The sequence below is a fragment of the Streptomyces sp. NPDC055239 genome (assembly GCF_053606205.1).
Genome location: NZ_JBSGRD010000012.1, coordinates 51,186 through 64,888, shown reverse-complemented (window position 1 = coordinate 64,888; position 13,703 = coordinate 51,186). Strand labels below are relative to the sequence as shown.

Sequence of the window (13,703 nt, the reverse complement as noted above, 5' to 3'; positions counted from 1 at the left end):
GGAAATCATGGCCCCAGGCGCCATGACCCGTTGGACCAAGTCTCTCGCCGACGCCCAGCCCCTCTCGTACTGGCTGGACGACCCCGGCAAACCCCGTGCCGAGCCCGCCCTCACCGGCGACGAGCAGTGCGACCTGCTCGTCGTCGGCGGCGGCTACAGCGGACTGTGGACCGCGCTGATCGCCAAGGAGCGCGACCCGGACCGCGATGTGGTCCTGGTAGAGGGCCGCGAGGCGGGCTGGGCCGCCTCCGGGCGCAACGGCGGCTTCTGCGCCGCGTCCCTCACGCACGGCATCTCCAACGGCCTGTCCCGCTGGCCCGGCGAGATCGCGAAGCTGGAGGAGCTCGGCGCCCGCAACCTCGACGAGATCGAGGCGGCCGTCAAGCGCTACTCCATCGACTGCGACTTCGAGCGCACCGGAGAGATCGACGTGGCCACGCAGCCGCACCAGCTCACCGAACTGCGCGAGATGTACGAGGAGATGGCGGAGCACGGCCTCGCCGACGGCTCCGAGCTGCTCGACGCGGACGCCCTGCGCGCGCACGTCGACTCACCGACCTTCCTCGGCGGCCTCTGGGACCGCGAGGGCGTCGCCATGCTCCACCCGGCGAAGCTGGCCTGGGGCCTCAAGCGCGCCTGCCTGGAGAAGGGCGTACGCCTCTACGAGCACACGCCCGCGCTCGAACTCGTCTCGTCCGGCGCCGGGATGGCCGTACGCACCCCGTACGGCCGGATCCGCGCCCGCCAGGTCGCGCTCGCCACGAACATCTTCCCCTCGCTGGTCAAGCGCGTGCGGGCGTACACCGTCCCGGTCTACGACTACGCCCTCATGACGGAGCCACTGACCGAGGAGCAGCTCGCGGCCATCGGCTGGAAGAACCGGCAGGGCCTCGGCGACAGCGCCAACCAGTTCCACTACTTCCGGCTCTCCGCCGACAACCGCATCCTGTGGGGCGGCTACGACGCGATCTATCCGTTCGGCGGCAAGCTGCGCGCCGAGCACGACGACCGCCCCGAGACGTACGCGAAGCTGGCGGGCCACTTCTTCACGTGCTTCCCGCAGTTGGAGGGGGTCCGGTTCACCCACGCGTGGGGCGGCGCGATCGACACGTGCTCGCGCTTCTCGGCGTTCTTCGGCACGGCCCACGCGGGACGGGTCGCGTACGCGGCGGGCTACACCGGGCTCGGCGTCGGGGCCACCCGCTTCGGCGCCGACGTCATGCTGGACCTGCTCTCCGGCGAGCGCACGGAACGTACGTCCCTGGAGATGGTGCGCACGAAGCCGCTGCCGTTCCCGCCCGAGCCGTTCGCGTGGACGGGCGTGGCCCTGACCAAGTGGTCCCTGGCCAGGGCGGACGAGAACGGCGGCAGGCGCAATCTGTGGCTGAAGACGATGGACAAGCTGGGCCTGGGCTTCGACAGCTGACCGGTCCGAAGCCGACCGGTCCGAGCAGCTTCGGCACTCGCTCTATCGACTGTTCGTCAACAAGTTCCCGGAACCCGCGTAATGCTCCGGCCCGAGCTCCCTCTCTCCTGTGACAAGTACAGCTGTCGCACAGGAGAGAGGGAGGTCCCGCCATGACTGACGTGACTGGCTCGGGGGCGAAGTCGGCGGTCGAATGGCTCGTGTCGGTGGCGCCGGAACCGGATGCCTGCCGCTGGGAATGGGAGCGCAATCCGCTGGGGGTCGCGCTCCTTCCTGCGGGCAAGCTCTGGGACGTACTCATCCTTCCCGGTGAGCTCGGTTATCCCACGCTCGACGTACTGACCTGCTGCATCGACCGTCCGGGCCCGGTACTCGCCGACTTCGGCGACTCCCGCATGGGGTTCTTCGTGCCCGCGGGCACGGTGGCCCGCTGGATCGGCACGGGGGTGCGCGGCGCGGGCCTCGGCACCTGGATCGTGGTGCCCTACCCGGGGCGTTCCACGGGTGGCGTGCGCTGGCTGGTCCCGCCCGACGGTTCGGGCACGCTGACGGATCCGGCGCTTCTCGAACTCGCGATGCACGAGGCTGCGGCGCAGCTGGCGCCCCGGGAGCAGTCGCGGGAGCAGCCGCGGGGGCAGCCGGGGGAGCCCGAGCGGTTGGGGGAGTAGTTCTTGACGGGACCTTGACAACTTGATTGGTCTGGACCAAATTGAGCGGCCCACCCTCCCATCCCCCCCCATGTCCGGAGGAAGTTGTGGACCGTTCATCGCCGCGTCCCCGCACGCGTCCCCTCACACGTCCTTTCACGCGCCGCATCAGACGTCTCACCGTGGCAGCGGCCACGGCCTGCGCGCTCGCCGCGTCCGGCCTGCTCGCCGCCGAGGCCTCGGCGGGCGCCTCGACGGGCCCCACGGCGGGCCCCACGGCGGGTCCAGTGCCGAAGGCCGCCGCCGACCACGCCCTGGTCGGCTATCTGCACACGAGCTTCGCCAACGGGTCCGGCTACACCCGGCTCTCGGACGTCCCCGACAGCTGGGACATCATCGACCTCGCCTTCGGTGAGCCGACCTCCGCCACGTCCGGCGACATCCGCTTCAGCCTCTGTCCGCAGACCGAGTGCCCCGGCGTCGAGTCCAAGGACGAGTTCAAGGCCGCGGTCAAGGCCAAGCAGGCGGCGGGCAAGAAGGTCCTGATCTCCATCGGCGGCCAGAACGGCCAGGTCCAGCTGACCACCACCCAGGCCCGCGACACCTTCGTCTCCTCGGTCTCCGCGATCATCGACGAGTACGGACTCGACGGCCTGGACATCGACTTCGAGGGCCACTCCCTCTCGCTGAACGCCGACGACACGGACTTCAAGAACCCCAAGACGCCGTCGATCGTGAACCTCATCTCGGCCGTCAAAACTCTCAAGGCCAAGTACGGCAGCGGCTTCACGCTCACGATGGCGCCCGAGACCTTCTTCGTGCAGCTCGGCTACCAGTTCTACGGAACCGGAAAGTGGGGCGGCCAGGACCCCCGCGCCGGCGCCTACCTCCCGGTCATCCACGCCCTGCGCGACGACCTCACGCTGCTGCACGTCCAGGACTACAACTCCGGCCCGATCATGGGCCTGGACAACCAGTACCACTCCATGGGCGGCGCGGACTTCCACATCGCGATGACCGACATGCTGCTCACGGGCTTCCCGGTGGCGGGCGACGCGAACAACGTCTTCCCCGCGCTGCCTCCGGAGAAGGTGGCCATGGGCATGCCCGCCTCGACGAACGCGGGCAACGGCCATGTCTCCACGGCCGAGGTCAACAAGTCCCTGAACTGCCTGACGAAGGGCACCGACTGCGGCTCGTACAAGACACACGGCACCTGGCCGGGACTGCGCGGCCTGATGACCTGGTCGATCAACTGGGACCGTCACAACAACTGGGAGTTCTCGAAGAACTTCGACGGCTACTTCGGCTGAGCCGCGTCCGCTTCCGTTTCTTCTTCGTCTTCCTCGGCGCGGCGTCCGTACCGCGCCACCACGAGCACCATCACCTGAAGCACCATCCCGAACAGGCACCAGCTGGCCACGACGTCCAGCGGCCAGTGATACCCGCGGCGCACGAGCCCGAGTCCGACCCCGAAGTTCAACAGGGCGCAGGCGATGAGCAGTTCACGCCGTGCGTACGTGCCGTGCAGCCAGGGGAGCAGGAGCAGCGCCGCCCCGCCGTAGGCGACCATGGCGGTGGCGGTGTGGCCCGAGGGGTAGTAGCCGCTGCCGTCCATGCCGGGCGGGGCGGTGCGGCCGATCAGTTCCTTGAGCGGGATCACGAGCGCCGGGACCGCCGCAATGGCCACGGCGGCGGCCACCGGGGCCAGCCACCAGCGGTACGTACCGGCAGCGCGGGCGCGCCATCCGGCGTAGGCGATGACCACGGCGAGGAACGGCACGGCGACGGTGACCCCGCCCAGATCGGCGAGGAGTTCCGCCGCACCGTCCGGGAGACGGCTTCCGGTGATCCAGGGGCCGAGCCGCTCGTCCGCTTCGCGCAGGGGGCCGTCGGCGATCACTTGCCAGGTGATGAGCGCGAAGAACAGCGCGCAGAGGCAGAAGAGGAAGAAGAAAGTGGTCGGCCGCCCGGGAACAGGGGGGGTAGTTCCGGGGCGGCCGTCCTGACCGGTGTTCCGCGCGCCCCGGGGGGTGTGGGGCGGGCGGCCATCCGATCGGTGAGGAGTTCCGAAGCCAGAAGCTCCGGGTGTGTGCGCGATGGCACGACCAAGACGGGGCTGGGGAGGCTCCGTCCCGGTGTCGCCCACAGTCCCCTGTGAGCGGGGTGTTTCTCTCATCTGCAGAAACCGTACGTCAGGTGGTGGCGGGCCGACAGGCGGAACGGTAACCCGACATGGGGCCCGCACACCTTCTTCACACGCCCTGACGGTCACCCCAGGTCACGACTCTGGCACCGCACGAGGTACACACACGTCAGGGCGCGCACGTATACATACGGAGCCGGGATCTTTCCCCCTTCGGGGTGATCCCGGCTCCGCTGAGCGCCTGGTGGAGGGGTCGATCAGATGCGGGTGAACGCCGCCTCGATGATGTCCAGGCCCTCGCTGAGCAGGTCATCGCCGATGACGAGGGGCGGCAGGAAGCGCAGGACGTTGCCGTACGTGCCGCAGGTCAGGACGAGCAGGCCCTCCGCGTGGCAGGCCTTGGCGAGCGCGGCCGTCGCCTCGGGGTTCGGCTCCTTCGACGCGCGGTCCTTGACCAGCTCGATGGCGATCATCGCGCCACGGCCGCGGACGTCGCCGACGATGTCGTACTTCTCCGCGATGGCGGCCAGGCGGGCCTTCATCGTCGCCTCGATGGCCTTCGCCTTGGCGTTGAGGTCGAGCTCCTTCATCGTCTCGATGGCGCCGAGCGCACCGGCGCAGGCCACCGGGTTGCCGCCGTAGGTGCCGCCGAGGCCGCCGGAGTGCGCGGCATCCATGATCTCGGCGCGGCCCGTGACGGCGGCGAGCGGCAGGCCGCCCGCGATGCCCTTGGCGGTCGTGATCAGGTCGGGGACGATGCCCTCGTCCTCGCACGCGAACCACTGGCCCGTACGGCAGAAGCCGGACTGGATCTCGTCCGCGACGAAGACGATGCCGTTGTCGTTGGCGTACTTCACGATCTCCGGCAGGAAGCCCTTCGCGGGCTCGATGAAGCCGCCCTCGCCGAGCACCGGCTCGATGATGATCGCGGCCACGTTCTCCGCGCCGACCTGCTTGCCGATCTGGTCGATGACCTGCTTGGCGGCCTCGGGCCCGGCGTTCTCCTCGCCCGTCGGCCAGCGGTAGCCGTAGGCCACCGGGACGCGGTAGACCTCGGGCGCGAACGGCCCGAAGCCGTTCTTGTACGGCATGTTCTTCGAGGTCAGCGCCATCGTGAGGTTCGTACGGCCGTGGTAGCCGTGGTCGAAGACGACGACGGCCTGGCGCTTGGTGTGCGCACGGGCGATCTTGACGGCGTTCTCGACGGCCTCGGCGCCCGAGTTGAACAGGGCGCTCTTCTTGGCGTGGTCACCCGGCGTGAGCTCCGCGAGCTGCTCGGCGACGGCGACGTACCCCTCGTACGGCGTGACCATGAAACAGGTGTGGGTGAAGTCGGCGAGCTGCGCGGTCGCACGGCGTACGACGGCCTCGGCGCTGGATCCGACCGACGTCACGGCGATGCCGGAGCCGAAGTCGATGAAGCGGTTGCCGTCGACGTCCTCGATGATGCCGCCCGCCGCGCGCGCCGCGAAGACGGGCAGCACGGAACCCACGCCGCCGGCGACCGTGGCCGTACGGCGGGCCTGCAGCTCCTGAGACTTCGGCCCGGGAATGGCGGTGACGACGCGGCGCTCCTGCGGAAGTGCGGTCATGGGGTGCTCCTGGGGGTGGGGCGAGGCGGACGCTCGAATGCTTGCTGCTGCTTGTTCTCTTGCTTGCTTTCTTCGCAGGTTAGGGGCGGAGGGTGGGGGCGGGCATGCTCCACGGGGGAGTTGTTGGGCGTGGCGGTTGTCCGTGATGGACATAGCGGCGGATGGGCGGGGTGCGGCTTTCGTCCCCTTCGGTGGCGGGTAAGGGTCACGGTGTTCCCGCAGGTCCCGGGCGCGTATTTCGTGAACTCCCCCTGCGGGGGCACTAGATTGAGCCGCGAACCAGGAGAACGGCAGTCCAGGGGGGCAAGGATCATGGATTCCGACGGCACGCAGGATGCGCACGGCACTCACGCCACCCCCGTGCCGCGCCCGGCGCATGCCCCGCCGCCGCTGCCCTCGGGTCTGCCACCGGTCCCGCGCAGGCCACCGGGCGCCCTGTCGGCTGTCAGCGATTGGCTGTCGGCGCCACGCCCCAAGGCGGGCCTCGGCATCTGGAGATTCCGGCACGTTCCGCCGCCCCAGAGCGGTGAGGATGATCGGCGGATGGACCGCGCCCTTCTCGCGGGGGTGGTGATTTCCCTGCTGATCGGGCTGTTCCTCTGGTCGATGTGGCAGCAGCAGTACATCCCCTACCAGAGGCCGCTTATCTGGCTTCTCACCCCGGAAGGCTGGTTCCACCCGGGGACCATCGACCCGAATGAGGAGATGTGGCAGGGCAATGAATCCTTGCAGGCCATCAGCGGCGTGGTTTTCGGGATGCTGGTATTCGGAGTCGCCCGCCTCGGGAACTGGGCCGGGGCGCTCCGGCATGTCATTGCCCGGAGGGAACAGCCCAGCCGTGCCCTCCGGGCGGCGGTCGGCGCGCTGATCGTGCTGATGTTTGTCTGGCCAGACGCCTTTCCCGTGATCTCCTGGAATCCTCTGCCGGTCGCCACTGCTGTGTGGTCCCTGACTGCGCTGTTCTCGGGCGGGTTCACGATCTTCCAGAACGTGATCGTCACGTACGGCCTCTATGTGTTGATCACAGCGGCGGTCGTCTGGCCGTTCGCGAAACTAGGTGACTGGCCGGGCGTCTTGCGCATGTTGCTCTCCCGCCCGCGGTCCAGCGGGAGCTCTCCGGTTCCACCGCCTCCTCAACGGCCTGCGCCCGTGACATCCCGGGCTCAATGGCCGGAGATCAGGGGGGCCGGCCGGGACAAGGCGGCAGACGTGCTGGCCGCTGCGGTGCTGAGCGGCCAGATGAACGACGTCGACTGTGCGCGGGTGCGCCGCGTGTGGCGTTCGGCCGGTGAGAACTCCGTGTTGCGCGACGCGTTCGACGACACAGTGCTGCGTCAGGGCGGGGCCGCCTGGACACACCCCTCCGGAGCCCGGGATCTACCGTCCCGCACGGCAACCCACGACCTGCTGGTCGGGCAGGTCCGCATCGGACGGTGCGTGCCCGAGGACCGTAACCCGGCCGACAGTCGCGGTGCGGGCATTGCCCTGGAGTCCGCTGCTCTGGGCACCTCGCTCCTGGCGGTCGGTCCGTCCGGGGCGGGCAAGACCAAGCGGCTTGTCCGGCCAGTCGTGGAGTCTCTCTGTCTGCAAGCGCTCACCGGACAGAGCGCGGTCGTCGCGGTCTGCGCATCCGGTACATCACTCGGCAGCGACGACGCCTACGACGTTGTCGTCAAGATCGGCGACCCCGAGTCCGTGCACGACCTCGATCTGTACGCGGGTACCTCGGATGCTGACGAGGCCGCCTCATTTCTGGCCGAGGGGCTTGTCGGTGACCTCGCCGCCGTTGACAGCCGTCGCGCGGCAACGACACTGGCCCAGGTACTCGGCCCCTATTGGGCGGCGCACGGTCGTTTCCCCCCGGTGCCCGCCCTGCGTGAACTGCTTGAGGGTGTGCCCTCGGCTCTGTCGGATCTGCGCAATGCCCTCCAGTCGGACGACCACACCGTGATGAGGCGCGAACTCGACGCGCGGGTCCGGCAGCAGGGCAGCGCTGCTGATCCCGGACCGGCGCTCGCCGACAGGCTCGCCCTGCTGGACCGCCCTGCCTTCGCCGGGTTCTTCGGCGCCGGAAGCGACAGCCCGTTCTCCCTGCGTGCCGTAATGCATCATCCGATGCGCGTGCGTATCGATCTGCCGGAACGGGGGCACGGGGAGGCATCGCGGCTGATCGCGCGTCTCGTCCTGGCCCAGTTCAACTCCGTGGTGCACACCCGCGGCGATCGCGAGCACTTCGTCTGCCTGGTGCTGGACGACGCCACCCGTACGGTGACCCACGAGACGGTCCAGGGCATCCAGCGCCTCCGGTCGGTGAACGCCGGGGTGGTGCTGGCCCTGCGTACCGTCGGTGACGTGCCGGAGGCACTCCAGGGGCCGTTGTACGCGACCGTGGGCTGTCGTATGGCGTTCTCCGGCGTCACCACATGGGACGGCAGGCGTTTCGCGGAGGCGTGGGGCACGTCGTGGGTCGAGACGCGAGAGGTTGCCCAGCATGCCGTTTTCGCCGATCAGCCGATGACGCGCGCGATTCACGCGTTGCGCAAGCTCGTCACAGGCAAGGCCGTCACGAGGGATGCCGTGACCGTCCGCCAGGTCGAGCGCGAGCGGTGGTCAGCCTCCGAACTCGCGCACGGGGTGCCCGCGGGCCACGCCGTCCTCTCCCTCACCGACGTACGGGGGGAACACGCGCCTCCCCTCCTCGTGGATCTTCAGGGTTAGTCAACAGGGCGCAGGCAGGTATATGCGTACGGGGTATTCGGTCCCGTACGTACCGTACGGTGAGGCAGAATCGGCACAGGTCGTTCATACGTACCGGCCAAAAGATCCACATCTCGTCCGGGATTCAATGGCCGACCGGGGCGCGTGCCTCACCGCCGCTGCCAGACCTGCCGTCCTGACCTGCTGACCAGTCCTGCTGACCAGACCTGAAGGTCCCATGCCGCCCACGCTCGCCTCCCTCGTCCACCACTCCGCGCTGAAGCTCACCGTGCGCGCGGGTGAGGAACATCTGGACGCGCCCGTGCGCTGGGCGCATGCCAGCGAGCTCACCGACCCCGTGCCCTACATGGAGGGCGGCGAGCTCCTCATGATCACCGCGCTCAAGCTGGACGCGGAGGACCCGGAGGCGATGCGCCGCTATGTGAAGCGGCTCGCGGCGGCGGGGGTCGTCGGGCTCGGGTTCGCGGTCGGCGTGCATTACAAGGACATCCCGGAGGCCTTGGTCGAGGCCGCCGCGGACGAAGGGCTTCCGCTCCTGGAGGTGCCGCGGCGCACGCCGTTCCTCGCCATCAGCAAGGCCGTGTCCGCCGCCATCGCCGCCGACCAGTACCGCGCGGTGACGGCGGGCTTCGCCGCCCAGCGCGAGCTGACCAAGCAGGCGCTGAGCGACGGCCCCGAGGGGCTGCTCGGCGCGCTTGCCGCACAGGTGGACGGCTGGGCCGCGCTGTACGACGCGTCCGGCGCCGTCGTCGCCACGGCGCCCGAGTGGGCCTCGCGCCGCGCCGCCCGGCTCACCGCCGACGTGGAGCGGCTACGGGACAGAGCGGCGCCCGCGAGCGCGGTCGTCGCGGGCGCGGAGGACCGGGTGGAGCTGCACTCGATCGGTACGGGACGGCGGCCCCGCGCCGCGCTCGCCGTAGGCACGGCATCCACCCTCGGGACCGCCGAGCGGTACGCCCTGCACTCCGCCATAGCGCTGCTCACCCTCACCACGGAGCGCAACCGCTCGCTCCAGGCCGCCGAGGCCCGGGTCGGCTCCGCCGTCCTTCGGATGCTGCTCGCCGGGGAGCCCGACCACGCCCGCACGGTGGCGGGGGAGCTGTACGGGAGCCTGCTCGACGCGCCGTTCCGTCTGGTGGTGGCGGAGGTGCCTGCCACCGCCCCCGTGCCTGCGGAGGGCGACCCGTTCGCCGGGCTCACCGACGCCATCGAGTCCGCCGCCGCACGCGCCGGTGAAGCACTCCTCGTCGTCCCCTACGGCGAGCGGCTCGTGCTGCTCGTCGTGGACGGCGGCGCGGGCGCGGCGGCGTGCGTCGCGTACGCGCAGGCGCTGGAGGCCGGACGTTCCGAGGTGCCCGAGCAGGGTGCGGGCGAGGGGACTTCCCTCCTCCTCGGGCTCTCCGCCCCCGCGGGACCGATCGCGGCGGCCACCGCGTACAAGCAGGCCGACCAGGCGCTCTCCATCGCCAGGCGCCGGGGCCGCGCGATGGTCGAGCACGAGGACCTCGCGGCGGGCTCGGTCCTGCCGCTGCTCGCCGACGACGCGGTGCGCGCGTTCGCCGACGGTCTGCTGCGCGCCCTGTTCGAGCACGACGCCACCGGACGCGGCGACCTGATCGCATCCCTGCGCGCCTGGCTCTCGCGCCACGGCCAGTGGGACGCGGCAGCCGCGGACCTCGGCGTCCACCGCCACACGCTGCGCTATCGCATGCGCAGGGTCGAGGAGATCCTGGGCCGCTCGTTGGACGACCCGGACGTGCGCATGGAGCTGTGGCTCTCCCTGAAGGCGACTTCGAGCGGTACGGAGTAGCTACGGGGGAAATGCGCCCCTGCCAAAGAGGCGCGGGCTCCCCGGGCAGTACTCCGCGTCGGACAAACGTCCCTGACCTCTGCCGCCCCTACGGTGGGGAACGTACCCCCCAAGACACACCTTCGCGGAAGGGCCGGGAATCGACATGACTTCCATCCACGCCTTCTGGCTCGCCGGTCGCCAGACCACCGGTGAGACCACTCTCGACGTCACGTCCCCCTGGGACGGGCGGATCGTCGGCAAGGCTGCCGTTCCGACCGACGCGCAGGTCGAGGAGGCCGTCGCCGCCGCGTACGCCGTGCGCGACGAGTTCGCCGCGACCCCGGCGCACGTGCGGGCCGCGGCCCTCGACCACGTGAGCCGCAGGCTCGTCGAGCGGACGGAAGAGATCGCCCAGCTCATCTCCGCCGAGAACGGCAAGCCGATCAAGTGGGCCCGCGGCGAGGTCGGCCGTGCGGTATCCGTCTTCCGGTTCGCCTCGGAGGAAGCCCGCCGCTTCAACGGCGGCGAGGCCCAGCGACTCGACACCGACGCCGGTGGCCAGGGGCGTCTCGCCTTCACCCGCCGCTTCTCCAAGGGCGTCGTCCTCGGCATCGCGCCGTTCAACTTCCCGCTGAACCTCTGCGCCCACAAGATCGCCCCGGCCATCGCGTCCGGCACGCCGATCATCCTCAAGCCGGCGCCCGCGACCCCGCTCTCCGGTCTGATCATCGGCGAGCTGCTGGCCGAGACCGAGCTGCCCGCCGGGTCCTGGTCGGTCCTTCCGGTCGCGAACGAGAAGATGCCCGCCCTCGTGCAGGACGAGCGCCTTCCCGTCATCTCCTTCACGGGTTCCGAGAAGGTCGGGTACGCGATCCTGGACTCGGTGCCGCGCAAGCACTGCACCCTGGAGCTCGGCGGGAACGGCGCCGCCGTCGTCCTGTCCGACTTCTCCTCCGACGAGGACCTCGACTGGGCTGCCGCGCGCATCGCGACCTTCTCCAACTACCAGGGCGGCCAGTCCTGCATCTCGGTGCAGCGGGTCATCGCCGACGCCTCCGTGTACGACCGGCTCGTGCCGCGCGTCCTTGCGGCCATTGAGGGCCAGGCCACCGGCGACCCGTCCGACCCGAAGACGGACGTCGGCCCGCTCGTCAACGAGGACGCCGCCAAGCGCGTGGAGTCCTGGGTCGACGAGGCCGTCCAGGCGGGCGCGCAGCTCCTCGCGGGCGGCAAGCGCGACGGCGCCTCGTACGCGCCGACCGTGCTCGCCGACGTACCGGCGGACGCGACGATCGCCGTCGAGGAGGTCTTCGGTCCCGTCCTCACGATCAGGAAGGTCGACGGCGAGGCGGAGGCGTTCGCCGCCGTCAACGACTCCAAGTACGGCCTCCAGGCGGGCGTCTTCACCCACGACCTGCAGACCGCCTTCCGCGCCCACCGCGCCCTCGAGGTCGGCGGCGTGGTCATCGGCGACGCCCCCTCCTACCGCGCCGACCAGATGCCGTACGGCGGCGTCAAGCAGTCCGGCGTCGGCCGCGAGGGCGTCCGCTTCGCGATGGACGACTACACGTACGAGCGGGTCATGGTCATGACGGGCCTCGACCTCTGAGCCAGACCTCGAACCGAACGGCCGGAGCCCACTGTGCGGGGGCTCCGGCCGTTCTCGTTCAGGACGTCTCGCCGAGGGCGGCCCGGAACCAGTCCAGCGAGCCCGTTTCGAGTACCGCGTCGGCCAGCTGTGCGGCGGACTTCGTGGTGATCCGGCCGCGCGAATTGTCGATCCAGCGCTGCATGTTGGTGTAGCCCTGCTCGCGGTACTCGATGCCCTGGATCATGCACTCCAGCTTGTCGGCGTCCCGGGCACAGAGTGCCTCGGGCGTCTCCTTGTCCTCGTATTCGCCGATCAGGTCACGCACCGCGTCGGCCAGTTCGTTGGGGAAGCCGGTCGACTGGTCGGCCGCGATGTCACGAGGGTCGGCCTCAGTTCCGCCGGTGTATTTCTTCCCGAGATGATTCACGTCGCCGGTGCGGGTCTCGCCGGTGTCGTGCCAGACGGCAAGGAACGCGGCCTGGGCCGGGTCGGCGCCTTCGAGCTTGGCGATGATCGAAGCGATGATGGCGACGCGCCACGAGTGCTCGGCGACGGACTCGGGGTCCTTGACGCCGCCCATCCACCAGCCGGTGCGCTTCGTGTGCTTGAGCGTCCCTGCCTCGTACAGGAATCGAGCAACCGAAGTCAGGTCGTCGGCCACGGTAGGGCTCCTCTCATGCCTCGGCGAGGCGGATCGCGTACCGGATGCTCTCCAACTCGCGGTGTCCGCGCCAGGAGATGTCCCGGCTATCCAACATCAGGGGGAGTCTCTCGCGAAGGGCGCGGGAGGCGGCCCCCGAGCGCAGGAGGTTGGGCCGGATTTGGAGAAGTGACCACAGGCTGTGGACGTTGAGGTCTACGTAGCCGTGCTCGGGCGAGAGGCCGCCCACCAGATGCGTCAGCAGCTTGTCGCCGGGCCACACCTCCGGGGCCCCGTCGGCGATGAAGCCGTCGTTGAGCTGGGGTGTGGTCATCTCGCCGACCCAGTAGGCCCAGTACGACAGGTTCGCGGACTCGCCGGCGTCGTCGTCGATGAGCACGAGGTCGATGAAGTGGTTCATGCGGTCGCGGTCACCGTGCCGGGCGGCGACGGCGGCGACGGACCGCTCGTTGAGCCACGAGGACAGCCAGTCGCCCGGCCGCTCGGTGCGCTGCTGGTGGGCGAGCCACTCGGCGCTGTCGGAAGCGTTGTCGTAGCCGGAGAGGTAGAGGGCCTGGCGGCGGAGGAGGAACTGTTCCTCACCCCGCGCTCGTTCGGCGGTGCGCCGTATCACCCTGAAGAACTGGGTGCGCTCGTCCGCGGTCAGCTGCGGACCGGTCGGCGCCGGACCGCGCCGGGGGCGCGCTGGCAGCGGCAGATCCCGAATGGGGCCAGGGGGCACTGCGTTGAGCGGCCAGGCGACCACCTCGGCGAGCTCGCGCTGCATCACCATCACGCCGAGAGGGCTGTTGCCGGTCGGTGTCTCGTCGTCGAGGACGCTCGACAGCAGGACGTCGGCCTCCAGGCCGCGCTCAAGGGCCTGGAGCAGAGCGGGCGGGGTGCCCATCTGCATCAGCCGGGACCGTGTCGTGAATATCTGCCCGACGGGCACGGAGGTGAGGGGGCGGCGACCGGTCTCCCAGCCGGCGACGGTGTCGATGCTCACTCGGAGAAGCTCCGCGGTCTCTTCCTGCGTGTAGCCCATCTGTTCCCGAATGACCCGTAATACGTACCCGCTGATCAAACCCGTTCGTGCGCGTGAGGCCGAACCCGTACCGCCAGTCAGGGTTCGGTGAAGGTTCGGCCGCATG

9 protein-coding genes and 1 pseudogene are annotated in these 13,703 nt (G+C 70.0%); 6 read left to right on the top strand and 4 right to left on the bottom strand.

All coding sequences use genetic code 11. The features are described 5' to 3' along the window. Window positions 1-7: 7 nt before the first annotated feature. The 3 genes and pseudogenes from ACWFRJ_RS32025 to ACWFRJ_RS32015 form a co-directional block, all read left to right on the top strand. Entirely contained in the window at window positions 8-1,426 is a 1,419-nt protein-coding gene (locus tag ACWFRJ_RS32025; RefSeq protein ID WP_453538775.1) for an NAD(P)/FAD-dependent oxidoreductase, read from the top strand. 152 nt (window positions 1,427-1,578) lie between these two features. Further along, a complete protein-coding gene (locus ACWFRJ_RS32020) occupies window positions 1,579-2,094 on the top strand; it encodes a hypothetical protein (protein ID WP_453538772.1) in 516 nt (171 codons plus the stop codon). A gap of 287 nt (window positions 2,095-2,381) precedes the next feature. Next, window positions 2,382-3,386, top strand: a pseudogene (locus tag ACWFRJ_RS32015) (chitinase); the annotation flags it as partial. Here the strand turns inward: ACWFRJ_RS32015 and ACWFRJ_RS32010 are convergent. Both ACWFRJ_RS32010 and gabT read right to left on the bottom strand, forming a co-directional pair. Beyond that, window positions 3,374-3,976, bottom strand: coding sequence for a phosphatase PAP2 family protein (locus ACWFRJ_RS32010; RefSeq protein ID WP_453538770.1), 603 nt, complete (start codon window positions 3,974-3,976; stop codon window positions 3,374-3,376). The pseudogene ACWFRJ_RS32015 and the gene ACWFRJ_RS32010 sit on opposite strands and share 13 nt — an antisense overlap. A 500-nt stretch (window positions 3,977-4,476) precedes the next feature. Then, window positions 4,477-5,811, bottom strand: a complete 1,335-nt coding sequence (gabT, locus tag ACWFRJ_RS32005; protein WP_453538767.1) for a 4-aminobutyrate--2-oxoglutarate transaminase — start codon at window positions 5,809-5,811, stop codon at window positions 4,477-4,479. Window positions 5,812-6,123: 312 nt separating this feature from the next. On the opposite strand from gabT, the gene ACWFRJ_RS32000 reads away from it, so the two are divergent. From ACWFRJ_RS32000 to ACWFRJ_RS31990, 3 genes are all read left to right on the top strand, one after another. Beyond that, window positions 6,124-8,529: an ATP/GTP-binding protein gene (locus ACWFRJ_RS32000; RefSeq protein WP_453538764.1), complete on the top strand. Its 2,406-nt coding sequence runs from the start codon at window positions 6,124-6,126 to the stop codon at window positions 8,527-8,529. A 217-nt stretch (window positions 8,530-8,746) separates the two neighbouring features. Further along, the gene (locus tag ACWFRJ_RS31995; RefSeq protein ID WP_453538761.1) at window positions 8,747-10,339 is read left to right on the top strand and encodes a PucR family transcriptional regulator; all 1,593 of its coding nucleotides are present in this window, start codon (window positions 8,747-8,749) and stop codon (window positions 10,337-10,339) included. Between the two features lie 145 nt (window positions 10,340-10,484). Continuing rightward, window positions 10,485-11,930 carry an aldehyde dehydrogenase family protein gene (locus tag ACWFRJ_RS31990; RefSeq protein WP_453538758.1) on the top strand — a complete coding sequence of 482 codons (1,446 nt, stop codon included), beginning with the start codon at window positions 10,485-10,487 and terminating at the stop codon, window positions 11,928-11,930. A gap of 58 nt (window positions 11,931-11,988) precedes the next feature. Here the strand turns inward: ACWFRJ_RS31990 and ACWFRJ_RS31985 are convergent, their stop codons facing one another. Both ACWFRJ_RS31985 and ACWFRJ_RS31980 read right to left on the bottom strand, forming a co-directional pair. Then, on the bottom strand, window positions 11,989-12,573 hold the full coding sequence (locus ACWFRJ_RS31985; protein WP_453538755.1) for an HD domain-containing protein: 585 nt from the start codon (window positions 12,571-12,573) through the stop codon (window positions 11,989-11,991). Window positions 12,574-12,586: 13 nt separating this feature from the next. Further along, window positions 12,587-13,702: a helix-turn-helix domain-containing protein gene (locus ACWFRJ_RS31980; RefSeq protein ID WP_453538752.1), complete on the bottom strand. Its 1,116-nt coding sequence runs from the start codon at window positions 13,700-13,702 to the stop codon at window positions 12,587-12,589. Between the last annotated feature and the right edge of the window lies 1 nt (window position 13,703).